The organism is Acidisoma sp., assembly GCF_035492295.1.
GTDB lineage: Bacteria > Pseudomonadota > Alphaproteobacteria > Acetobacterales > Acetobacteraceae > Acidisoma.
The window spans coordinates 1-20,803 of the sequence record NZ_DATJJK010000200.1 but is presented as its reverse complement, the minus strand read 5'-3'; the positions used below and the strand labels follow the sequence as shown (position 1 = coordinate 20,803).

The 20,803-nt window shown below is 67.7% G+C and carries 18 protein-coding genes and 1 tRNA gene; 7 read left to right on the top strand and 12 right to left on the bottom strand.

The genetic code is table 11. The annotated features are described in order from the left end of the window. Window positions 1-77: 77 nt before the first annotated feature. From VL752_RS15560 to VL752_RS15520, 9 genes are all read right to left on the bottom strand, one after another. Window positions 78-1,484 (bottom strand): MFS transporter, encoded by a 1,407-nt coding sequence (locus tag VL752_RS15560; protein ID WP_325356771.1) that lies wholly within the window; start codon window positions 1,482-1,484, stop codon window positions 78-80. A gap of 18 nt (window positions 1,485-1,502) precedes the next feature. Then, on the bottom strand, window positions 1,503-1,976 hold the full coding sequence (locus tag VL752_RS15555; RefSeq protein WP_325356770.1) for a YcgN family cysteine cluster protein: 474 nt from the start codon (window positions 1,974-1,976) through the stop codon (window positions 1,503-1,505). Window positions 1,977-2,003: 27 nt separating this feature from the next. Further along, window positions 2,004-2,873 (bottom strand): cytidine deaminase, encoded by an 870-nt coding sequence (gene cdd, locus VL752_RS15550; protein WP_325356769.1) that lies wholly within the window; start codon window positions 2,871-2,873, stop codon window positions 2,004-2,006. A gap of 2 nt (window positions 2,874-2,875) precedes the next feature. Continuing rightward, window positions 2,876-3,502, bottom strand: coding sequence for a PqiC family protein (locus VL752_RS15545; protein WP_325356768.1), 627 nt, complete (start codon window positions 3,500-3,502; stop codon window positions 2,876-2,878). Further along, a complete protein-coding gene (locus VL752_RS15540; protein WP_325356767.1) occupies window positions 3,499-5,226 on the bottom strand; it encodes an intermembrane transport protein PqiB in 1,728 nt (575 codons plus the stop codon). The genes VL752_RS15545 and VL752_RS15540 overlap by 4 nt, the downstream gene beginning before the upstream one ends. Beyond that, the gene (locus tag VL752_RS15535; RefSeq protein ID WP_325356766.1) at window positions 5,223-6,695 is read right to left on the bottom strand and encodes a paraquat-inducible protein A; all 1,473 of its coding nucleotides are present in this window, start codon (window positions 6,693-6,695) and stop codon (window positions 5,223-5,225) included. Before VL752_RS15535 ends, VL752_RS15540 begins: the two co-directional genes overlap by 4 nt. Window positions 6,696-6,888: 193 nt before the next feature. Further along, window positions 6,889-8,220, bottom strand: coding sequence for a class I SAM-dependent RNA methyltransferase (locus tag VL752_RS15530; protein WP_325356765.1), 1,332 nt, complete (start codon window positions 8,218-8,220; stop codon window positions 6,889-6,891). Window positions 8,221-8,261: 41 nt separating this feature from the next. Beyond that, a complete protein-coding gene (locus tag VL752_RS15525; RefSeq protein ID WP_408863141.1) occupies window positions 8,262-10,037 on the bottom strand; it encodes a DEAD/DEAH box helicase in 1,776 nt (591 codons plus the stop codon). Between the two features lie 266 nt (window positions 10,038-10,303). Then, window positions 10,304-10,377: transfer RNA gene (locus VL752_RS15520), tRNA-Cys, on the bottom strand. A 234-nt stretch (window positions 10,378-10,611) separates the two neighbouring features. Here VL752_RS15520 and VL752_RS15515 point away from each other — a divergent pair. The 3 genes from VL752_RS15515 to VL752_RS15505 all read left to right on the top strand — a co-directional run bounded on the left by VL752_RS15515 (window position 10,612) and on the right by VL752_RS15505 (window position 13,614). Then, complete coding sequence (locus tag VL752_RS15515; protein WP_325356764.1) at window positions 10,612-11,298, top strand: protein-L-isoaspartate O-methyltransferase family protein; 687 nt, start codon at window positions 10,612-10,614, stop codon at window positions 11,296-11,298. Between the two features lie 199 nt (window positions 11,299-11,497). Continuing rightward, window positions 11,498-12,940: a TolC family outer membrane protein gene (locus VL752_RS15510; protein WP_325356763.1), complete on the top strand. Its 1,443-nt coding sequence runs from the start codon at window positions 11,498-11,500 to the stop codon at window positions 12,938-12,940. Window positions 12,941-12,969: 29 nt separating this feature from the next. Next, window positions 12,970-13,614: a DUF2497 domain-containing protein gene (locus VL752_RS15505; RefSeq protein WP_325356762.1), complete on the top strand. Its 645-nt coding sequence runs from the start codon at window positions 12,970-12,972 to the stop codon at window positions 13,612-13,614. 41 nt (window positions 13,615-13,655) lie between these two features. Here the strand turns inward: VL752_RS15505 and VL752_RS15500 are convergent, their stop codons facing one another. Next, on the bottom strand, window positions 13,656-14,738 hold the full coding sequence (locus VL752_RS15500; protein ID WP_325356761.1) for a L,D-transpeptidase: 1,083 nt from the start codon (window positions 14,736-14,738) through the stop codon (window positions 13,656-13,658). 153 nt (window positions 14,739-14,891) lie between these two features. Next, window positions 14,892-15,968: a tRNA (adenosine(37)-N6)-threonylcarbamoyltransferase complex transferase subunit TsaD gene (gene tsaD, locus VL752_RS15495; protein ID WP_325356760.1), complete on the bottom strand. Its 1,077-nt coding sequence runs from the start codon at window positions 15,966-15,968 to the stop codon at window positions 14,892-14,894. A 45-nt stretch (window positions 15,969-16,013) separates the two neighbouring features. On the opposite strand from tsaD, the gene hemC reads away from it, so the two are divergent. Genes hemC through VL752_RS15475 form a run of 4 tightly spaced genes read left to right on the top strand, consistent with a single transcriptional unit; the run spans window position 16,014 to window position 20,255 of the window. After that, entirely contained in the window at window positions 16,014-17,009 is a 996-nt protein-coding gene (gene hemC, locus VL752_RS15490; protein ID WP_325356759.1) for a hydroxymethylbilane synthase, read from the top strand. Between the two features lie 9 nt (window positions 17,010-17,018). Beyond that, window positions 17,019-17,732: a uroporphyrinogen-III synthase gene (locus tag VL752_RS15485; RefSeq protein ID WP_325356758.1), complete on the top strand. Its 714-nt coding sequence runs from the start codon at window positions 17,019-17,021 to the stop codon at window positions 17,730-17,732. Continuing rightward, window positions 17,725-18,942, top strand: a complete 1,218-nt coding sequence (locus tag VL752_RS15480) for a COG4223 family protein (RefSeq protein WP_325356757.1) — start codon at window positions 17,725-17,727, stop codon at window positions 18,940-18,942. The genes VL752_RS15485 and VL752_RS15480 overlap by 8 nt, the downstream gene beginning before the upstream one ends. Beyond that, entirely contained in the window at window positions 18,942-20,255 is a 1,314-nt protein-coding gene (locus VL752_RS15475) for a heme biosynthesis HemY N-terminal domain-containing protein (RefSeq protein ID WP_325356756.1), read from the top strand. The genes VL752_RS15480 and VL752_RS15475 overlap by 1 nt, the downstream gene beginning before the upstream one ends. 21 nt (window positions 20,256-20,276) lie before the next feature. On the opposite strand, the gene VL752_RS15470 is transcribed toward VL752_RS15475, so the two are convergent. Next, the gene (locus tag VL752_RS15470) at window positions 20,277-20,621 is read right to left on the bottom strand and encodes a cupin domain-containing protein (protein ID WP_325356755.1); all 345 of its coding nucleotides are present in this window, start codon (window positions 20,619-20,621) and stop codon (window positions 20,277-20,279) included. Window positions 20,622-20,803: the final 182 nt, after the last annotated feature.

Genomic DNA, 20,803 nt, shown 5'->3' with positions numbered 1-20,803 from the left:
TGTGCACCCGCGAAGAGAGGCCGCCATGTGCCGAAGCGCACGCGGATCGTGCACCGGCTCTGATCGGCTCCGCGCGTCTAGCCCGGAGCGGTGACGGGGCGGAGCCCGCGCAGCCGAAGTGCCAGGACAAGGCCGGCAAGGCCGATGGCGCTCGCCACCAGGAAGCACCAGACGCCGGCATGAATCACGGTCGAGACGGGCACGCCTTCGGCCAGGCCGGCGGCATTGGCGGCGATGCCCCCCAAGGCTGCGCCGATGGCGAGGCCCGCGGAAAGGACGGTCGGCAGCATGGCGGACGCGCGATCGCGGTCCGCCTCCTCCGAGCCGGTCATGATGACCTGGCTGAGGAACCCCCAGCAGAGCCCATAACCTGCGCCGACCAGCGCCTGGCCCAGCAGCAGCAGCCAAAGATTGGCCCATTCCATCGCCGGTCCGCCGGAGATGAGTCCGAGCGCGACGAGGCCGGGCCCGGCCCAGAGGCAGAGACGGGCACGGCGCGGGGAGGCGCGGCTGACCATCATGCCGACGCCGCTCCAGCCCGCCACCATCGCGGCACCGAGGATGCTGGCACCGAGCGGGTGATAGCCCCAGACTTTCTCGATCAGCAGGATGACATAGGTGCCGGGTCCGGTATGGGCGGAGGGCAGCAGCAGCACGATCCAGAAGGCGAGACCGGCGCGGCTGCGCAGCGAAAATGCACCGCGCGGCAGCAGCCGGTTCGGCGCATGCAGATCCCACACCGCCATCAGCACCAGCAGGGCGAGGGCGAAGCCGACACTTGCGATCCGCGCCCAGGCCTGGGGTTCGATCGCGGCAGCTGAGAGCAGCAGGATGCCGAGCGCGACGCCGCCCATGCGCGCCAACGGCAGCCGGTGGCGCGCCTCCGCGCGCTGGCCGTGCTCCGGGATCACCGCCCAAACCAGCGCCATGAAAAGCAGAATCGGGGGCACCTCGGCCAGAAAGGCCAGGCGCCAGGAGAAGGCCTGGGTCAGTAATCCGCCGACCACCGGACCGGCAAGCGACCCCGCCGCCCAGATCGTCGCCTCGATGCCGAAGATCGCGGGGATCATCAGCGCCGGGAAGACCTCCGGGATGAGGATATAGGTCAGCCCCGAAACCGCACCTTCACCCAGACCCTGCAGCACGCGACCGCCGAGCAGCACCCAGATCGAAGGGGCGAAGCCGCAGGCAAGCGAGCCGAGCAGATAGGCCGCCCCCGCGCATTGCAATGCCGGGCCCGTCCCGAGGCGCCATTTCATCGGCGAGGCGAGGGTCCCGGCCACGATTGCAGCCACAAGGTAGAAGGTGAAGCCCCAGCTCATCAGATTGACATGGCCGAGCTCCTGTACCGCCGAAGGCATGCAGGCCGAAACCAGGAAGGCGCCGAAGGCATAGAGGGCCGAGCCCAGGCTGAAGGTCGCGAGATAGGCGCCGTACGGCCTTGCGAGCAGACTTCTCCAGGGCAGGGTGGTTTCCGCACTCATGGGCGTTCCTGGCGTCCCTCAGCCACGCGGCTTGCGGGCGCTGCGCTTCCAGACGGGACGGCCCGGCCAGTCGACGACGTGATGCTCGAGCGGCCCAGCATCGCGCTCGCTGATGATGCGCCCTGCCGCCGAAGCGCCGGAACTGCGGACGGTCTCCGTCGTGCCGGAGCGGAGAGGATGCCAGGTCGGCAGATCCCGTCCTTCCTCCACCAGCCGATAAGCGCAGGAGGGCGGCAGCCAGTCGATTTCGCGCAAAACCTCGGGGGTCAGCTGCACACAGTCCGGAACCTTGGCGAAACGATTGCCATAGTCGCGGCACTGGCAGGTCTCGGTATCGAGAAGGCGGCAGCCGACATTCGTGAAGGCCAGTGCGTCGGTATCTTCGTCCCGCAGCTTGTGCAGGCAGCAGCGGCCGCAGCCGTCGCAGAGCGATTCCCATTCCTCCTGGGTCATCTCGTCGAGCGACTTGGTTTTCCAGAAGGGCGCGGTCATCCGCCCCCTATAGCAGAGGAGATCGCCTCAGGAGGAGGCGTGCGGCTGCCAGGACAGGGTCTCGAGCAATGCGCCGGGCGCAATGATCGAAAGTAGCCGTGCAGACGAAGCGGCGTGGTCGAAGGCCGCCCCCGGCACCCGGCCGAGCACCGCCGTGTCGATTTCGCCATAATCCCGCCCCTGGGCGACGAGGGTGATGAGCGCCGCCTGCAGCGGCGGCATGCCGGGGTTGTATGCCGCGTTCTCGATTGCCGCCCCGGTCAAAATGGTACCGTCGGTCAGGCGGAGTGCGATCGCCGCGGGCGCGCGGCCATAGGGCGTATGGGCGCGGGCGCCCGCTTCCAGCAGGTCGGCGATCACCTCGGGAGCGGCCGCCGCCGGCGCTTCCAACGTCACCAACGGCAGGTGGGCGGCGGGGCTGGCCCCCGCCATGCCGAGATCGGTGGGGCCGAAGCGCCAGGGCAGCATGTCGCCGAGGCTCAGCGGTCCGGCCTCGGGGTCGAGGATCGTCAGCCCCTCGCTGCCGGCGAATTCGTTCATGAACTGGCGGCAATGGCCGCAGGGTCGGGCTGAGACCGCGAGCAGGTCGATCGTGGCGCCCAGGCTATGCGCGCGGGTGAACAGGAACTGCTCGGCGTGGATTGTGTCAGCCGTCGTCCCGCCTGGGAATTCGAGGTTGGCGCCGAGGATGAGATCACCCGTCTCTGCCGCGCGGCCGACAGCGCCCACGCGGAATTGCGAAATCGGCGGCCGCGCCAGCCGCTGCGCTGCCGGCAACAGCGCCTGCATCAGCGCCGCGACATCCGCGAGGCCGGTCGCCGCCAGCAGGCCCGGAACCGATGCCCCCGAAACGACATGGCCAGGCCCGATGGCGGCGGTGACGGCAACCTCCGTCATGATCAGCTGCCCTGGCGGCCTGCATGCGGATGCTTCCGCCAGGTCTGTACCAGGAAGGCGGCGATATCGTCTGACGCTTGGCCCCAGAGTGTGCTCATGCCGGCGACGATATTGGCCACGACCGGCTGGCGGGAGGGGCCGCGCTTGGTGATGCTGCGGGTCCCGAGCAGCCTCATGCTCGCGCTGTCACGGATCCCCACCTGCACCTGCAGCACCATCTGCCCGTCAGGGTCGGGGTCGAAGCGCAGAACATTGGTCTCGACCAGCAGATTGGCGTTGGCGCCAATCGAGCCGCCGGCGCCGATCACCATCGTGCCGGGCAGCCTGCTGGTCAGGTTCTGCACCAGCGTTGCTTCCAGCATGTCGGACAGCGGCTCGGCCCAGATGTCGTTCTCATGAATGTCGAGCTTGAAGTCATTGGCCTGTTTCACGATCCCTTGGCGGTCGAGATAGCCCGGGATGCTGATAGACCGCACCTCGACCGAGGGCGGGCCGCCCCGGATCTGGCCTCCCGCAACGGTCTCGATCCGGTAGTAGTTCGGGCTGGGCGAAGCGCAGGCCGAAAGTCCCGCCAGGGCGAAAGGGGCAAGGCCCAGGAAGGCGAGGAGAGGTCTGCGTCGGCTCGTCATTGTCCACCTGTCGCGCGGCCCGAGCGGCCCAGGATCAGGGCCTCGGGGTGACGGTTAAGAAAATCGGCCAGTTGCTTGACCGAGCGGAGCGCACTGTCCGCTTGGCCCATGAGCTGGGTCAGGCCGCGCTCGAAATCCGAATTGCCGCCATAGGAGCGGCTGAGCTGCCCCACCGCCAGATTGGCGGTCTTCAGCGTGCGGTCCAGATTGGCCGTCATCTCCGGCAGCTTCTTCAGCGTCGGCTGCAGGCTGGTATTGGTGTTCTTCACCAGCTGCTGCACGCTTTCGAGGGTGGAGGAGAGATTGGCCACCGCCTTCTTCATCTGGTCGCCGCCGATCGTCTCGTTCGAACTCTCGAGCAGCTTGTTCAGATTGTCGCCGATCTCGCCGAAGGGGATGGCCTCGACCTTGGCGAGGATCTGAGACGCCGAGGCGAAGAGATCGCCCCCGCCATCCATGCTCGGCAGCACATAGTCGTCGCCCTCCCGGGTGATCTGCACCGGCTTCGCTTGCGGATCGATGGTCAGCGCCATCTCCTTCTGGCCTGTGATGAAGCTGGAGGTTGCGAGCGAAACGCGCAGCCCGTTGTCCACCAAGCGCTGCAGCACGACCCCGGGGTCGAGCGTCTTCGGGAAGTCGGTCGTGCTGAACACCCGCTCGGGCTGGAGCTCCGCCGTCACCCGCACCTGCGAGGTGCCCTTCGCCGGGTCGATCAGAAGCTTCACGCCCGTGACCTCGCCCACCTGCATGCCAAAGACTGTCACCGGCGTGCCGCGGCCGACGCCGGCGACCGAGCTCTGGAAATAGGAGACGATGGGAATCTTGTGCAGGTAGCCCGCCGATTCCGCGTCCTGCCGGCTCGCGAAGAGCTGGAAGGTCGCATTGTTCGGGCTTGGCGCGTCATGGATCGCGTCGGCCGGCAGATCGAAGGTCACGCCGCCCGCGAGCAGCGCCTCCACCGACTGGAACTCGACATGAAAGCCGCCGTTCTGGATGCCCAGGGTGATGCCCGACGAATCCCAGAAATGGCTCTCCGGCTTCACCAGCTTGTTGTACGGCGCGCGCACGAAGATGTTGATGGTGACAGGGCCGATACCGTCTCCCAAGTCGTAGCCCAAAACCTCGCCCACGATCACGTCGCGGTAGAAGACCGGCGAACCGGTGGAGAGCGATCCGACGCTGCCGGCACGCAGAACGAAGGTGCTGCCCGGCACGTCCGAGCGCACGCCCGGCGGCTCCTCCAGCCCCTTGAAATGGGTGTCATAATGGCCGCCCGGAGCGCCGGGATCGACACCGATGAAGGCGCCGGAGACGAGGGTATCGAGACCGGAGAGGTTGGTGACCGAGAGGCGCGGCCGCACCACCCAGAAGCGGGCATGGCTGGTCAGGAAGCGGGTGCCGAGATTGTTCATCCGCACATGGACAACGACGTGGCTGTTGTCCGGCGCGAGGTCAATGCTCTCCACCGTGCCCAGCGCCACCGCTTTGTATTTGATCTGCGTCTGGCCAGCCGCCAGGCCCTCGCCGCTGTTGAAGGTGATGGTGACCAGCGGCCCCTGCTCCATGATGGTGCGGTAGCCGAGATAGATCGCGATGGCGGCGGCGAGCAGCGGGATAACCCAGACGAAGCTGAAGCGCCGCTGCCGGATATGAACGGGCGGTGGCGGCATCTGCGGCTGCGGCTGTTGCTGGTCGACGGCGGGCGGACGATCTGGATCGGTCATACGGTGGCGTCCTTCGCGCCGAGCGCGGAATCCGAGGCTGTGTCAGCGGTGTGGGCAGGGGTGGCTTGTGCCGGGGCGCGCTGCGCGTCCCACATCAGGCGCGGGTCGAAGGTCACGACGGCGAACATGGTCAGGACGACCACGGCCGCGAAGCAGGGAGCGCCCACCAGCGCGTTGATATGCGCAAACTGTTCGAAGCGGACGAGTGCCACGAGGATGGAGATCATGAAGATGTCGATCATCGACCAGCGGCCGATGAAGTCGATGATGCGGAAGGCGCGGGTGCGGAAATGGAGATGCGTCGCTTTGCCGCGCTGGGTTTGGACCAGCAGGTAGCCGAGGGTCACGAGCTTGGCGAGGGGGATCGTGATGCTGGCGAGAAAGACCAGGGCGGCCAGCGGCCACAGACCGTAGTCGATCAGTTCCTTGATGCCGCCGAAAATGGTGAAATTCTGCGTATTGGCGAGCTGGGTGATCGCCATCACGGGATAGATGTTGGCGGGCAGGTAGAGGCAGACCGCGGCGATGACCAGGGCCCAGCTGCGGGAGATGACATTGCGTTTGCGCGGATGCAGCGGCGTATGGCAGCGCAGGCATTGGTCGCCAGGTGCCGCGTGGTTCACGAGATGACAGGTATGGCAGCCGATGACGTTCGGATGCCGGGCCTCGAGCGTTCCCGGGGTGTCACCCGCCGCCTCCGGATGGCGCCGGATATAGCGCATGTCGGAGGCGAGTTCGGCCCGTTCCAGCGCGCGCCAGACGGCTTCGTGATCGAGCGCGCCGTCGGCCGCCGCCATCGAGATCATGAGCCCGATCAGCGCATAGAGGGAGGTGTCGAGATTGACATGGGCGATGGCGGTGAGCCGGGTATAGGCGACCAGGAAGCCCAGCAAATAGACGTCGATCATCGACCAGGGGGTGATCCGCGTATACCAGCGGAAGAGCGCGACGGAGAGCCGGGGCGGGACGAAGCCGGTCTCGAGCCCGATCAGCGTCACCAGCATGATCCCGAGCTTGATGCCGGGCAGGATGGCGGTGACTGCCATCACCAGCATGCCGAGGGTCACGAAACCCTGGCTCATCAGCGCATCCGGCCCGGTCTCCAGCCGCGCCAGCTGGAAGCGGCCATAGGCTGAAATCTCAAGAAAGGGCGCGGCCAGGGCGAAGGCATAGAAGAGCGTCGCAGCCAGCCCGCAGGCGATCGGAAAACTGAAGGGCGAGCGCAACATGCGCCACAGAGTCTTGCCGCAGCGCGGGCATTCGGCGACCAGACCGGGCTGCATGTCAGGCAGGGAGGAGAGGAGCCCGCAATCCGGGCATTCGCGCCAGTGATCCAGGCGATAGATTGCGCGCGCCTCGTTCGGGTCGAGCGCAGCGCGCCGAGACGCGGCCTGCCCAGGCGCGGCCGGCCCAGGCGCGGCCGGTGCAGCGGCGCCCGGTTCGGGCGTGGGCGGCTCAAGCTCGGGCATGCGGTTCTCTCGAAGGCAGCAGGGAGATCCTTCCGAAGCGGGCCGCGTGCGGCGGGCGGGGTCGCGCGACGCAGCGCCCGGGCTGCGCGTGCAGAGCAGCATATGGGGCTCACTCTTGAGATGCCGAGGGGCCGGCGTCAATCCATTGAGCGGAAAAATGACCGCTCGGTCAGAGTGCTCGTCAGGGCGTTGGTCAGCGCGGGGGCCGGGCCCGTTTGCGCGGCGGCGCGGCGCGGGTGAAGACAGCGACGGCTTCCAGGCGCGCGGACCACAGGAACTGGTCAATCGGGGTCGCGGCGGCAAGGGAAAAGCCCGCGCGCAGAAGCGGCGCCGCATCGCGCGCCAGCGCCTGCGGATTGCAGCTCACATAGATGACATGGGTAACGTCGGAGGCGGCGATCGCCTCCATCTGGCCGGGCGCCCCCGCGAAGGGCGGGTCCAGCACCACAGCGGCAGCATCCTTGAACTCCGCCACCATCAGCGGCTGGCGCACGAGGTCGCGCTTATGGGCGAGGATGATGCCGTGCAGCCCGGCCCCGGCCGCACCTTTCTGAAGGGCAACAACGGCATCGCCATCGCCTTCATAGGCCAAGACCCTGGCGCGGCCGGCGAGGGGAAAGGTCAGCGTGCCGGAGCCCGCATGCAGTTCGATGATGCGGTCCCGGGGTTTCAGCCTCTCCGGCAGCCCGGCGAGCACGGCCCGGGTGATCGCCTCGGCGCCACCCGCCGTCGCCTGCAGGAAGGCGCCGGGCGCGACGGGCACGGCAGCACCCGCGAAGCGGATGGCGACAGGGCCGAGCTGGGCCGCGATCTCCACGAGCCCGTCTTTCAGGGCCCAGGCGATCCGCGGAATGCCGTGCTCGGCCGCGAACGCGGCCAGCAGCCGGCGATCGCTCGCGGCCAATGTTCCATCGGTGCGCAGCAACAAATCCGGCCCGGTATCGAGCAGGTTGATCGTGCAATCGGCGTCGCGCTTGACGGCCTGCAATTTCGGCACCAGGGCGCGCAGCGGCGCCAGCAGCGCCACGATCTCGGGGGCCGCGACGAGGCAGGTCTCGATCGGCACGATCGCGTCCGCACGCAGCTGATGAAAGCCGATGGCGGCAATCCCAGCCTGTTTGCGGATGGCGATGTCCACGCGCCGCCTGGCAAAGGGAGCGGACGTTTCGATCGGGCCCAGAGCGGGTGCTGGGACACCGGCCTGAATCAGGCCATGGCGGAGCGCCTCTGTCTTCCAGGCGGCAATCGACTCTTCGCGCCAATGCTGCAGGCTGCAGCCGCCGCAGGCGCCGAAATGGGGGCAGGGCGGGTCGGCGCGCTCGGAACTAGGCTCCAGGACGGTCTCTGCAATGCCAGCGACCCCGCCGCCGCGGCGCGAGACGGGCCGCGCCTCCACGGTTTCGCCCGGCAGGGTGAAGGGCAGGAACAAGGTCCGCCCGTCGGCCAGCCGCGCGATGCCGTCGCCATCGGCGCCCATCGCTTCGACGCGTATGGTGAAGGTCGGGGCGTCCGGCCCGATATTCATCGTGTATCTGGGATCAGGGGAGATGGCGCCGGGGCCGAGCCTCAGCGCTCATCCCCGTCATCCACGGTCACGGCGTCACTCTCCCCGCCCGGCACGAAACCGGGAGCGTCGAGACTTTGCACGCCGGAACCGCGCCGGCGAATCAGCATGAAGGCGGGGATGTCGTCCCCGAAGCCGATGACGGACGGGCCGAGATCGCGTTCGGGCCCGCGGCGGCCACGCTCATCGGCGCCCTGACGGCGCGGAGCGCTTTCGGCCGGCATCTTGGCGGCGCGCGGTTCGGCATGGCGGGGTTCGGCCGCGCGCGGCGTGGCGGCGCGCGGTTCCGCGGCGCGTGTCTCCGGTGCCTCCGCCGAGTCCTTGGGCTTGCGGCGGCTGCGTGTGCCGCGGTCCTTCTCCGGCTCGGCCTTCGGTTCGGCCGGCACGCTTGTCTGCTCCGGCGGCAGCGCCTTCGAGTCTCGCGGCGCTCTGGACTCGCGCGGCTTGTCCCCGCGGTCCTTGCCGCCGCGTCCACGGCCACGTCGGCCGCGCGCCTCGGAAGGGTCGGACCAGTCAAGCGTCTCGAAACCCTCGACCTCGATGCGCGGGATGTCCTTGCCGGTCAGCTTGACGATGGCGGCCACCGCCTCTTCCTGATCGGGGGTCGCGAGGGTAAAGGCGCGTCCTTCCTTCCCCGCGCGGCCGGTACGGCCGATGCGGTGGACATAATCCTCGGAATGATGCGGCACATCAAAATTGAAGACGTGGGAGAGGCCGCCGATGTCGATGCCGCGCGCCGCGACATCGGAACAGACCAGCAGCTTCAACTCGCCCGCGCGGAATTTCTCGAGCGTCGCAAAGCGGGCCGACTGCGGCATGTCGCCATGCAAGGCACCGACGCTGAAGCCGTGGCGCTGCAGCGACTTGTAGAGGATATCCACGTCACGCTTGCGGTTGGAGAAGATCAGCGCGTTCTGCACCGCTTCCGACTTGATGAGCTGGCGCAGCGCGCGACGCTTGTCCTGCTCCTCGACGATGGCCAAGCCGCTGGTGATCGTGGTCGCAACCGAGGCCGCGGCATCGGTTTTGATCTCTTTCGGATTCTGCAGAAAAGCATCCGCCAGCCTGCGGATCTCCTTCGCCATGGTGGCGCTGAAAAGCAGCGTCTGGCGGTTCATCGGCAGAAGCGAGACGATGCGCTCGACATCCGGAATGAAACCCATGTCGAGCATGCGGTCCGCCTCGTCGATGACGAGGATACGGGTATCGGTCAGCAGCAGCCCACCACGCTCGAAGAGGTCGATCAGCCGCCCGGGGGTCGCGATCAGCACGTCGACACCGCGCATCAGCACCTCCTTCTGGTCGGACAGGCTTTCGCCGCCGATGAGGAGAGCGTGATTGAGCTTCAGATACTTCCCGTACTGAACGAAATTGTCCGCGACCTGCAGCGCGAGTTCGCGCGTCGGCTCAAGGATGAGGCTACGCGGCATGCGGGCGCGGGCGCGGGAGCCGGACAGGATTTCGCACATCGGCAGGGTGAAACCGGCCGTCTTGCCGGTGCCGGTCTGCGCCACGCCCATCACGTCCCGTCCCTGGAGCACGACGGGAATCGCCTGTTCCTGGATCGGGGTGGGATGGACATAGCCCTTCTCGGAAATGGCGCGGAGAAGTTCCTCCGACAGGCCGAGATCGGCGAAAGTGGTGCGGGGCGACGTCTCGTCGCCACCGGCCGAGGCGGTGACGACCGCGTCGGAAGCCGTGGCCGGGAGGCTATCGGGCGCGGCCTCGGCGGCCGCCTGTGTCTGTGCGTCTGCAGAGGACGCTGCGTGAAGAGACAAAGAGGATCTAATCCTGTGGTGATCTTGCTTCGGTGTGCGCCCCGCCCCGGACCTTGGAACTGGCCGGCGATACACGGGGTCGAACGACTGAAAACTCCCAACGGCCCCAAAAGGAGCCCCTGCGGAGTCACGATCGCATTGCCGCGCGATATCGCCGCCCGGCGGGTAAAAAGTCAATGATTTTCCAGGCATGGCGGCCAGCCGGCGCGGGGGTGGGCTGGGGTTCCGAAGCGTCGAAGCCACCCGGCAGAAGGGCCGGGAAGGCTTGGAGGTCCCGCCCGGAATTGAACCGGGGTTCACGGATTTGCAGTCCGTTGCATCACCACTCTGCCACGGGACCTTGGGCTGGCGCGCTTATCGTGGAGCACGCGCGGGAGGTCAAGACCGTGACAGTGGGGTCCGACACGGCCAGCCTGCTTGGCGCAGGGCTGCAGCCCGGCTATGCTCGCGCCACGTAGCGTTTGATCATCAAGGATAAAAGCGCAATCGCGCCCGTCCGAAACATGATTCAGGCTCTAACCTATTGATAAGGGACTGATTCAACCGATCAGACCCAAGCGGTGATGCGGTGGAGATGATGGCCCAGACGGTTCCCGATTTCGCAAGCGCGCGCCAGTTCATGGTCGATAGCCAGCTTCGCCCGACGAAGGTGACGCATGCGGCCCTGCTGGACGCCATGCGGCGCATCCCGCGCGAGAAGTTTCTGCCGCCCGCGCTCTATTCGGTCGCCTATGCCGACCAGGATGTCGAGCTCGGCCACAGCCGCGTGCTCATGGCGCCGCTGGCTTTCGCGCGCCTTGCGCAAGGTCTGGCGCCTGTGGCGGGGGAGCGAATCCTCGTGGTCGGGGCGGGTGTCGGCTATGGTGCGGCGGTGCTCGCCGCCTGCGGCGCCCGGGTAACAGCCCTTGAGTCCGAAGCCGCGCTGATCGCCGCCGCGCGGTCCGGCTTCCAGGAGGCCGGCGTCACGGTCGCCATCCAAGAGGGCGATCTGCATGAGGGCGTGCCCGGCGTTCAGGCTTGGGACGCGATTCTCATCGAAGGCATGGTGGACGCCGTTCCCCCTGCCGTCGCGGCCCAGCTGCGCGAGGGGACGGGCCGCCTCGTCACGGTACTGAGCCAACCGTCCTTTCCCGGTGCCGGACCCACCGGTATCGCCGTCCGGGGTGAGCGTCAGGGCACCAGCCTTGCCGTCCGCCCGCTGTTCGATTGCCAGACCGCCGCTCTCCCAGGGTTCGGGAAAGTGCCGGAATTCGAGTTCTGACCTCACTTCCTCGGCACGTCGCGGGCGCGGTCAGCGGCGGTCGCTTCATGCCGTGCCTTCGTAAATGATTGACCTTGGCCCCTGATACTGTTGCAAATGCGGCGGTGTCGAAGGCCTGCGTGGAAGGGCCCTCTTTCCTTCCGCAGATAGGTTGCGCTTCCGCAAGGGCGGGGCGGCTTCGAAGATTGGAATGGGATAGATGGTTTCACGCATTGGCATTCTGATCGGCCTCGGCCTCGTGGCTGGGGCAGCGCCCGCCTCGGCGCAGAGCCTGAGCCAGGCACTCGCCGCGGCCTATGCTAACAACCCCACCCTGCAGGCCGAGCGCGCCAATCTCCGCGCGACGGACGAGGGCGTGCCCTCGGCCCTCGCGGGCTGGAAGCCGACGGTCACGGTCTCGGGCAGCGCGGGCTATACGCAGGGCAACATCACCGCGCCGTCGAGCAACATCTACGGCCAGAGCATCTCGACAACCACGGATCAGAACCGCGACGTCGCCCAGGTCGCGGGAACCATCACCGAGAGCATCTATAATGGCGGCGGTACCAAGGCGCAGACCGCCCAGGCCCGCGCCAAGGTGAAGGCCGAGCGCGCCAACCTCATCAACATCGAGCAGCAGGTCTTCCAGAGCGTCGTCCAGGCCTATGTGACGGTGATCGAAGACCAGCAGCTGCTGGCACTCGCCATCAACAACGCCAACGTCCTCAAGGAGCAGTTGAAGGCAACGCAGGATCGTTTCTCGGTTGGTGAAATCACGCGCACGGACGTGGCGCAGAGCGAAAGCGCGCTCGCCCAGGCCGAAGCCGAGGTGCAGACCGCTCAGGGCAATCTCAAGACCGCCCAGGCCCAGTTCGTGGCCGTGATCGGGCTGCAGCCGAGGAGGCTCACGCCGCCGCAGCCGCTCGCTTTGCCGGTCGACAACAAGGACCAGGTTGCGAGGATTGCCGCGACCAACAACCCGGCCGTAGTACAGGCCAAGTTCACCCAGGCAGCCCAGGCCGACGGCGTCGACATCGCCTGGAGCAAGCTGATGCCGCAACTCTCTGTCCAGGGGCAGCTTTACAAACAGATCAATCAAACCGAATCCGGTTTTGTTTCGAACGGGGCCGAGGTCGTCGCCAACCTCACGGTGCCGCTGTATCAGGGCGGTGCCGAATACGCGGCCATCCGCCAGGCGGTGCAGCAGCGCGAATACGCCCGTCAGCAGGTCGAACTGCAGCAGCGCACGGCGATCCAGAATGCCGAGCAGTATTGGGAAACTCTGGTCGCGACGCGGGCGACGATCAGCAGCACGCGGGCGGAGATCGCCGCCAACCAGATCGCGCTTGACGGCACCGAACGCGAGGCCATCGTCGGCAGCCGCACGACGCTCGACGTGCTGAACGCCCAGCAGTTGCTCCTGCAATCCCAGGTGACACTGGTGCAGAACCTCGCGAATCTGGTGATTGCTTCCTACAACGTGGCCGCAGCCATGGGCCGCTTCACGGCGCGCGACATCGGCCTGCACGTGCCGCTCTATGATGACAATGCCTATTACAAGGCGGTGAAAGATGCCTGGTTCGGCACCGGCGACCCGACCGCCAATACGGTTGGCGATCCGAACGGCAGCCCGTCCGACAATCTCAGTAACGACAACCAGTAACCGGTGGCGTTCCAGAGGAAGGAAGTGCCATGAATACAAAGCCTGAGGACCAGGACCCGTCGATGGACGACATCCTCGCCTCCATCCGCCGCATCATGCTCGACGAGCAGGCGCGGCTGAAGGAGAGCGGTCCGGCCGGTCAGGAAGCGCCCCAGCAGCACGAGCATGACGAGCCGCCGCCGCCGGTCCTCGTGCTCGACGACAGCATGGCGGTGCGCGAGCCCCCTCCTGAGACAGTGCCTGCCGCCGTGCCGGCGGAGCCTGCCGAGGGTGAGCCGGTAGCGGAGGCTGCGGCCGAACCGCTGATCATGACGGCGCTCGAACCCGTCGTCGCCGAGCCGGCCGCACCTGGGCCGGCGGTCGAAACACCCGCGGCGGAACCCGCCATCACCGGTCCATTCAGTCAGCTCGACGCGCAGGCGCTGGAAGCCTTGCTGGCGCCGGCCGCCGCCGCCGCGGCAACCGCTTCCGTCGATGCCATGCTGCGCCAATTACAGGTTGAGCGGGAAAGCTTCCTGCAGGGGGGGACGACCGGCGGCCCGAGCCTGGAGCAGGTGGTGCGCGGCGAAATCCGCCCCATGCTCAAGTCCTGGCTCGACGAGCATCTGCCCGAGATCGTCGAGCGCCTCGTGCGGGCTGAGCTTGCCCGCCTTACGCTCCGGCACGGAGCCTAGAGCGGGTTGAGCCGTTCCATCTGATCGGCGCGGGGTCTGGCCTAGCCGCTGAGCGCGACCGTTACCGGCGGGTAGGGCGTCGCCCAGGGCGCTGACGTGTCAACGACGATGACGGCATCACCCGCGAGCGGCGTCGGAATCAGCTGGCGGGAGAGCAGGGCGCGGTAACCCGCATCCGCCACGGCCAAGCGTTCGATGTCGGCGTCGATAATGCCGTGCCGGTCGAGAAAGCGGTTCAGCGCCTCCGGAATCCGAATGCAGCCTTCTGAATCGGCGCGGCCCAGGCGCTGCGCGAGAACCGCCGGGTCCGTCGCATGCATTTCGACCCGGACGAGCATCGTGGCGCCCGGGGTGCGCCAGTCCTCGCTCCGCTGCCAGCCGAAATCCCAGACCCGCATGCCCTTCACGCCGAGGCCGCGAATATGGTTCTCGTTATAGGTTCCTTGCGCCCGGTATCCGAGCTCGGAGCCATCGTTCAGCAGCACGCCCAGCGGCGTTTTGAAGTGTTCGCGGCGGCCCGGCTTGCCGGTGGAGACCGGGCGGGTTCCCAAAATCTCCCAAGGGCCTTCGGGCTGGGCGAGGGTCAATGAAAGGGTCTGGCCGTGCGTCGCGCGGTCCACGATGAGGAGAAGCTGCGGCCTGCGGATAACCAAATGATCCTCCGCCGCCATCTTGCGCGCGAGGGCGACGAGTCCCTGCTGGCGCTCGGGGCTGAGCGCCAGCGCATGCGGCACCTCAGTTGCGAGGGCACCGGCGATGAGCGCAGCCTGGGTGGAGACGGCGCCGGGCGGCAAGGCGCCGGGCGCCTCTTGTACCGGGGGCGCATAGCCGGCCGCGTGCAGGCTGCTGCCCAGCATGGCCTGGCCGCCCGTGCCGACCAGAGCCGGCGCGATCGGGGCGGCCCCCGGCGTCGGCGCGGCAGGCGCCGGTGGTGGCGGGATATTCGGCATGGCGCTGACGTTACGCGGACCGAACAGTGTATCCTGCAGGTCCTGCACGCTCCCGACATTCACGGTATCGGCCGCCCCGGCGCAGGCAGCGAGCGGCGCGAGACCCAAACCGGCGCCTATCAAACGAAGGGCGAGCGACAGGCGGAGGCTGGGCACGCGAGGGACCATGGACATGGCCGGGGACTACCTGTGCTGAAGGCGCTCAGAAAAACGGACCGTACGCGACGCGGAGAAAGCTAACCTCCTGAGAATTAAGCACAGATGCATTAACATCCAGCAATGTTTCGATGACGGAGCACACCCGCGCGGTCACGATTCCGGCATGTTTCAGGCGGGTTCGGCGAGCGCCGCCAACGGCCATCGCGGCTGCGGCCGCCGGTCGAGTCCGGACGTCGCGAGGCCCGCGCGCAGCCGCTCCAGCGCCGCCCAGCCGATCATCACCGCATTGTCTCCGCAATAGCGCAGCGGCGGAGCGGCGAGGACGAGTCCCCGAGCCTCGGCCACAGCCGCCAGCGCCGCGCGAATCGCCCCATTGGCGGCGACACCGCCCGCCACCACCATCAGGCTCGCTTCGGGCATGGCGCCCAGTGCATGGGCTGCGCGGTCGGCCAGCACGTCGACCACCGCCGCCTGGAAACCGGCGGCGATGTCTGCCGCGGTGCGGGTTTCGATCGCGCCCGGTGGCAGCGCGGCCACCAGCTGCGCCACCGCCGTCTTCAGTCCTGAGAATGAAAAATCGCAACCAGGGCGGCCGAGCAGAGGGCGGGGCAGGGGAAAGCGCCTTGCATCACCCTGGGCGGCCAGACGTTCAAGCGCCGGGCCGCCCGGAATCGGCAGGCCCAGCAACTTCGCAACCTTGTCGAAGGCCTCGCCCACGGCGTCGTCGATGGTGCCGCCGAGCCGCCGGTAGCGGCCGACGCCCTCCACCGCCACGCATTGGCAATGCCCGCCCGAGAGCAGGAGCAGGAGATAGGGGAAGGCGGCACCACCCGGCACCAGACCGGGCAGGCGCGCGGTCAGCGCATGGCCTTCAAGGTGGTTGACGGCGACGAAGGGCTTTCCGGCCGCGAGGGCGATCCCCTTTCCAAAGCCGGCGCCGACCAGCAGCCCGCCGATGAGGCCGGGGCCAGAGGTGGCGGCGACGGCACCGAGTCCCTGCGCGGCAAGGCCGGCCTCCTCCATCATCGCCTGTACCATGCCTGGAAGATGGACAAGATGCGCGCGGGCCGCGATCTCCGGCACCACGCCGCCAAAGGGCGCGTGTTCGCCGAACTGGCTCAGCACCTGCTCGGCCAGGATGGCGCCGCTGGGGGAGAGGATTGCCACCGCCGTTTCGTCGCACGAGGTTTCGATGGCGAGCAACGGCCCTGCGCTCTCCCCATTCCAGTCAAGGCCGGTCTGCACGGTAAGAGCCTTTTCTTCACGGATATCTGGCATTAACACGCGCCGATGAGGTCTCCAGACGTTCTAGCCCAGCCCCGCGTTAAACCCCATCACCGCACGCTGCCCCTGCGTGTCGGTACACGCGGGTCTCCGCTGGCCCTCGCGCAAACACGCGCCTTCCAGTCGCAGCTCAGCCGCTTCTGCCCAGTACTCGATGCTCTGAATGTTTTCGAAGAGCATGTCATCACCACATCGGGCGACCGCATTCTCGACAAGCGCCTCACAGATATCGGCGGTAAAGGTCTGTTTTCAAAGGAAATTCATGACGCGCTGGCGGACCGTCGGATCGATTTCGCAGTCCATAGCCTGAAGGACCTGGAAACCGAGCTGCCACCAGGCATTGTGCTCGCCTGCACTCTGAAGCGGGAGGATGCACGGGATGTGCTGATCCTGGGTGAGGGACTGGAACGGCCCGATCCCGCCGCGCCCTTCGCGAGCCTGCCCCCCGGCGCGATCGTCGGCTCGGCCTCGGTCCGGCGTCAGGCACAGCTCCTCCATGCGCGGCCCGATCTCGTCGTGCGCACGATCCGCGGCAATGTGCAGACCCGCCTGGGCCGGGTGAAGGGGGGCGAATTCGATGCGAGCCTGCTCGCCCTCGCCGGTCTTCGCCGGCTTGGCCTTGCCGCCGAAGCCTCCGTCATCATTGCACCCGAAATCATGGTCCCGGCCGCAGGCCAGGGCATCGTCGGCGTCACGGTGCGCGAGGATGACGTCGAGCTCTGCGAGCTTCTGTCCGGCATCGAGGACCCGGAGGCGCGCGCGGTGTCGTCCGCCGAGCGCGGACTACTCGCCGCCCTTGACGGTTCCTGCCGCACCCCGATCGGCGGCTATGCCCGGCTCCGGGACGGGGCGTTGCACCTGACCGGCTTGGTCGCGCGGGAGGATGGCTCCTTCCTGATCAAGTCGGAGATAAGCGGCAATCCGCGCGAGGCGGAGGCGCTCGGCCGGGCGCTCGGTGAGGAGCTGCGCGGCCACTCGCCGGCCGATATCTTCCGCGACTGACGGGGGCTGATGGCGATGCAGCCCATGCCCGTCCTCGTCACCCGACCCGAGCCTGGTGCCTCGTCTACCGCACGACATCTTGCCAAGATGGGCTTTGCCCCGATCGTCGCCCCGCTTCTCACGATCCGCACCTTCGTCCGCGCCTTACCCGGCCCCGAGACTCTGCGCGGTATCGTGGTCGCGAGCCGACAGGCGATCCCGGCGCTGCCTGACCTGTATCACGACCTACCGCTCTACGCTGTGGGGGATGCGACGGCAGCGGAGGCACGGGAGGCTGGCTTCCGCACGGTCGTCAGCGCCCAGGGACGCGCCGAGGATCTCGCCCGTCTGATCATCGATACCCTGCCGAAAGAGGGGCTGCCGCTGCTGCTGGCGACCGGGTTCAACCAGGGAGATCGGTTGAAGCGCATTCTGCAAGCCTTTGGTTTTGAGGTATTGCGGGAGGAAGTCTATGCAGCCCATTCGGTCACGACCTTGCCGCCGGCGGCGGCCGACATAATCGGCAATGGTGGCCCCGGCTGGGTCTTGCTCTTCTCGCGAGAGACCGCACTTTGCTTAGGAAGGCTAAGCCGGGCGATGAACCTCGTGGATGGTTTCGCTCATCTAGGCCTCGCTGCCATCAGCCCATCGGTCGCGGACGCGGTCGGAGACTTGCCCTGGGCGCGCATCCGTGTGGCAATGGACCCCAACGAGAAAGCGGTATTGGCCCTATTGAATGACTGACGAGCCCGAGAAGACGCCCGAGCCCACCCCCGCCGCGATCCCGGCACCGTCGGCCCCTGCAGAGCCGGCAAAGCAGTCTGGGTCTGGGCCTGCGTCCGCGGCTCCGTCCGAAACCAAGCATCAGGCAGCGCCGCGGGAAACCTCCGGCGCGCGCGTTTCCGACGGCATAAGAGCCAGCGAGGGCAACCGGGTCCTGCCGCTGCTCAACCTCGCGGGCTTCGTCATTCTTGCTGGCGCCATCGCCTATCTCTGGACGCGGCCCGCGCCGACGCCAGTCATGCCGGTGATCCCGCCTGACCAGAGCGGCCTCGTTTCGGCCCTCAAAGGGCAGGTCGGCAATCTTCAGTCCGCGCTCGACACTCTGGATACACGGGAGAAGCAGGACGTGGCGGCCCTCCGCCAGCAGATCGCAGGGCTGCCGACGACGGGTAGCGGTGCCGGCGGCACGCAGCCGGCGGCAACCGGGCAAGGCGAGGCGGGCGATCTCGCCAACCAAATCGCGGCGCTGCAGGGCCGCCTGGGCAAGCTCGAATCCTCCGAACAGGCCGCCGCCCAGAAGGTGCAGGCCGCGCCGTCGGCGGGCAGCGTGGACGCGCTTTCCGGCAAGCTCGACAGCCTCAGCCAGCGCGAGGCCGGGGATACGCAGTCCATCCGCCAAACGCTTGCGGCCCTGCAGCAGCAGCTGTCCGATCTGTCTGACAAGGCCAAGAGCCTCGCCCAGGATACGCAAAACCTGCCGCAACTTACCGCGCAATCCGCCCGCATCGGCCAGGTGATGCAGGCCGAGGATGCGCTTGCTTCCGGCAAGCCGCTCGGCTCCATCCCGAATGCGCCGTCGGCGCTGGTGAAATTCGAAACGACCCCGCCCCCGACCGAGGCCTCGCTCCGCCTCGCTTTTCCGGCGGCCGCCCGGGCTGCGGAAAAGGCCGGCGGCCCCCGAGATGCGACCGGCGGTTTCTGGCATCGCGTCTGGCTGCGTGTGCAGAACTTGGTCACGCTGCGCCAGGGCGACCGCGTGATCGTGGGTGATCAGACCGGCGGCACGCTGGCGCATGCAAGGCGGCTGCTCGATGCTGGCGATCTTTCCGGCGCCGTCACCGTACTCGCGACCCTGCAGGGACCGGCGGCTGAGGCGATGGCCTCCTGGATCGACCAGGCCAAAGCACTCATCGCGGCGCGCCAGGCGCTCGCCGACATGGCGGCCCACTGATGCGGCGGGTCATTGGCTTTCTCCTTCTCGCGGTCATCCTGGTCGGCCTTGCCTACGGGCTCGGCGCGATCCCGGGGGACATCACGGCGACTGTCGGAACCTATACCTTCCAGGCTTCGCTACCGATCGTCACCATCGCTCTTATCCTGCTGTTTTTGATCCTTTACTTTCTCGTGCGGTTGGCGGCGCTGCTGCTCTCCGCGCCGGGTCGCTTCGGCCGTGGCCGGCATCAGCGGCAGCAGCGACAGGGTGAGTTCGCGGTGACGCGGGCCTTCGCGGCCCTCGCCGCCGCCGACCCGAAAGCCGCCCGGCGGGAAGCCGCGCGGGCCCGGCGCCTGTTGCCCGATGCGCCGATGGCGCTTCTCGTTTCTGCCGAATCCGCGCGTTTGGCCGGCAAGCCGGAGGAGAGCGAGGCCGACTACCGCCGCCTCGCTGAAATTCCGGATGCGGCTTTCCTCGGCTTACGCGGCTTGTTGCGCCAGGCGCTGGATGCGGGCGATTGGACGCTCGCGGCCGATCTCGCGCGCCGGGCGGAGCTGGCGCATCCGGGGGCCGTCTGGCTCCGCTCGGAGCGCGCGCGTCTGGCGCTTCGTACAGGGGCCTGGGCGGAAGCGCTCGCCCTTTCCGGTCCTGAGGCGCCGCGCGCGGTGATGGCCACGGCGGCAGCCGAAGCCTCGGAAGACCCGATGCAGGCGATGCGCCTCGCCAAGGACGCCTACAACGCGGACCCGACGCTGACGCCGGCGGTGCTCGCCTATGCCAATCGCCTGCGCGCGGCACGAGACCCGCGCCGCGCCGAACAGATTGTGGAACGGGCCTGGGCACGGGCGCCGCATCCCGATCTGGCACGTTTCTATCTGGAGCCTGAGACGGAGCCGCTCGCGCGGGTGAAGCGGGCGGAAAAGCTTGCGGGTTTTGCGCCCGGCCATGGCGAGAGCGCTTTCATGGAGGCCCAGGCCTGCCTCGCGGCCAAGCTCACCGGAGAGGCACGACGCCATGCCCAGGCGGCGGTTGCGGCCGGGCTCGACCAGCGGCGCGTCTGGGTGCTCATCGCCGACATCGAAGAGGCGGACGCAGCGGCCGGCGGTGGCGAGGCCGCAACCTTCGCCGCCCATGAGGCGCTGCGGCGCAGCCATAGCGCCGGTCCCGATCCTCGTTGGCGCTGCACCGCCTGCGGCGCGGAGCACGAATCCTGGCACCCTGCTTGCCCCGTCTGCGGGACTGTGGGGCAGGTGGTGTGGACCGCCGAGACCGCGCCAGCGCAGCGGGCCGTGATGCCGGCGGCCCTTCTATCCAGCACGGCCACGCCCTGACGGGCGCGGCCCTGCGGTCGCTCAGCGCTTGATAATGACGTAGGTCTTGCGGACAGTTTCCCGAATGTCCCAAACGCCCATGGTGTTTTCGGACATCATGAAGGCATCCCCTGCCTTGAAAGCGATGGGTTCCCCGCCGGTGGGCGTGAAGGTGCCGGAACCGGCGATGAAATGGCAGAACTCCTGGTCCGTCACGAAGCGGTTCCAGCGGCCGGGTGTGCATTCCCAGATGCCGGTTTCGACCTGATCGGCCCGTTCGAACTCCTTGTAGCTGGTATGGGCGACGGGCTCGCCGATGGGTGAAGCGACGGGGGCGGGCGTGCTCAAGGTTTCGCCGAGCGCGGCCCTTATATGGCTGACGGTCATGACAATCCTTTCGGTGGGGGGAACAGCGGCATCAGCCGATTTTCCAGGTCATGAGCGCTTCCATGCGCTCGGAAACGCGCTGCGCCAGGCGGCGGCGCCACGCGGGGCTATGAGGATTCGCGAGCACGGCATCTTCGGACGCGAAGCTGCGCACGATGGCGTTGTAGCCGAGGAAGCGGAGA

Coding starts and splice junctions, on each gene's coding strand:
- VL752_RS15515 (WP_325356764.1), top strand. CDS start 10,612: ATGATGGCCCAGACGGTTCCCGATTTCGCAAGCGCGCGCCAGTTCATG.
- VL752_RS15470 (WP_325356755.1), bottom strand. CDS start 20,621: ATGACCGTCAGCCATATAAGGGCCGCGCTCGGCGAAACCTTGAGCACG.
- hemC (WP_325356759.1), top strand. CDS start 16,014: ATGAGGTCTCCAGACGTTCTAGCCCAGCCCCGCGTTAAACCCCATCAC.
- VL752_RS15475 (WP_325356756.1), top strand. CDS start 18,942: ATGCGGCGGGTCATTGGCTTTCTCCTTCTCGCGGTCATCCTGGTCGGC.
- cdd (WP_325356769.1), bottom strand. CDS start 2,873: ATGACGGAGGTTGCCGTCACCGCCGCCATCGGGCCTGGCCATGTCGTT.
- VL752_RS15535 (WP_325356766.1), bottom strand. CDS start 6,695: ATGCCCGAGCTTGAGCCGCCCACGCCCGAACCGGGCGCCGCTGCACCG.
- VL752_RS15560 (WP_325356771.1), bottom strand. CDS start 1,484: ATGAGTGCGGAAACCACCCTGCCCTGGAGAAGTCTGCTCGCAAGGCCG.
- VL752_RS15500 (WP_325356761.1), bottom strand. CDS start 14,738: ATGTCCATGGTCCCTCGCGTGCCCAGCCTCCGCCTGTCGCTCGCCCTT.
- VL752_RS15555 (WP_325356770.1), bottom strand. CDS start 1,976: ATGACCGCGCCCTTCTGGAAAACCAAGTCGCTCGACGAGATGACCCAG.
- VL752_RS15540 (WP_325356767.1), bottom strand. CDS start 5,226: ATGACCGATCCAGATCGTCCGCCCGCCGTCGACCAGCAACAGCCGCAG.
- VL752_RS15485 (WP_325356758.1), top strand. CDS start 17,019: ATGGCGATGCAGCCCATGCCCGTCCTCGTCACCCGACCCGAGCCTGGT.
- VL752_RS15530 (WP_325356765.1), bottom strand. CDS start 8,220: ATGAATATCGGGCCGGACGCCCCGACCTTCACCATACGCGTCGAAGCG.
- VL752_RS15480 (WP_325356757.1), top strand. CDS start 17,725: ATGACTGACGAGCCCGAGAAGACGCCCGAGCCCACCCCCGCCGCGATC.
- VL752_RS15505 (WP_325356762.1), top strand. CDS start 12,970: ATGAATACAAAGCCTGAGGACCAGGACCCGTCGATGGACGACATCCTC.
- VL752_RS15510 (WP_325356763.1), top strand. CDS start 11,498: ATGGTTTCACGCATTGGCATTCTGATCGGCCTCGGCCTCGTGGCTGGG.
- VL752_RS15545 (WP_325356768.1), bottom strand. CDS start 3,502: ATGACGAGCCGACGCAGACCTCTCCTCGCCTTCCTGGGCCTTGCCCCT.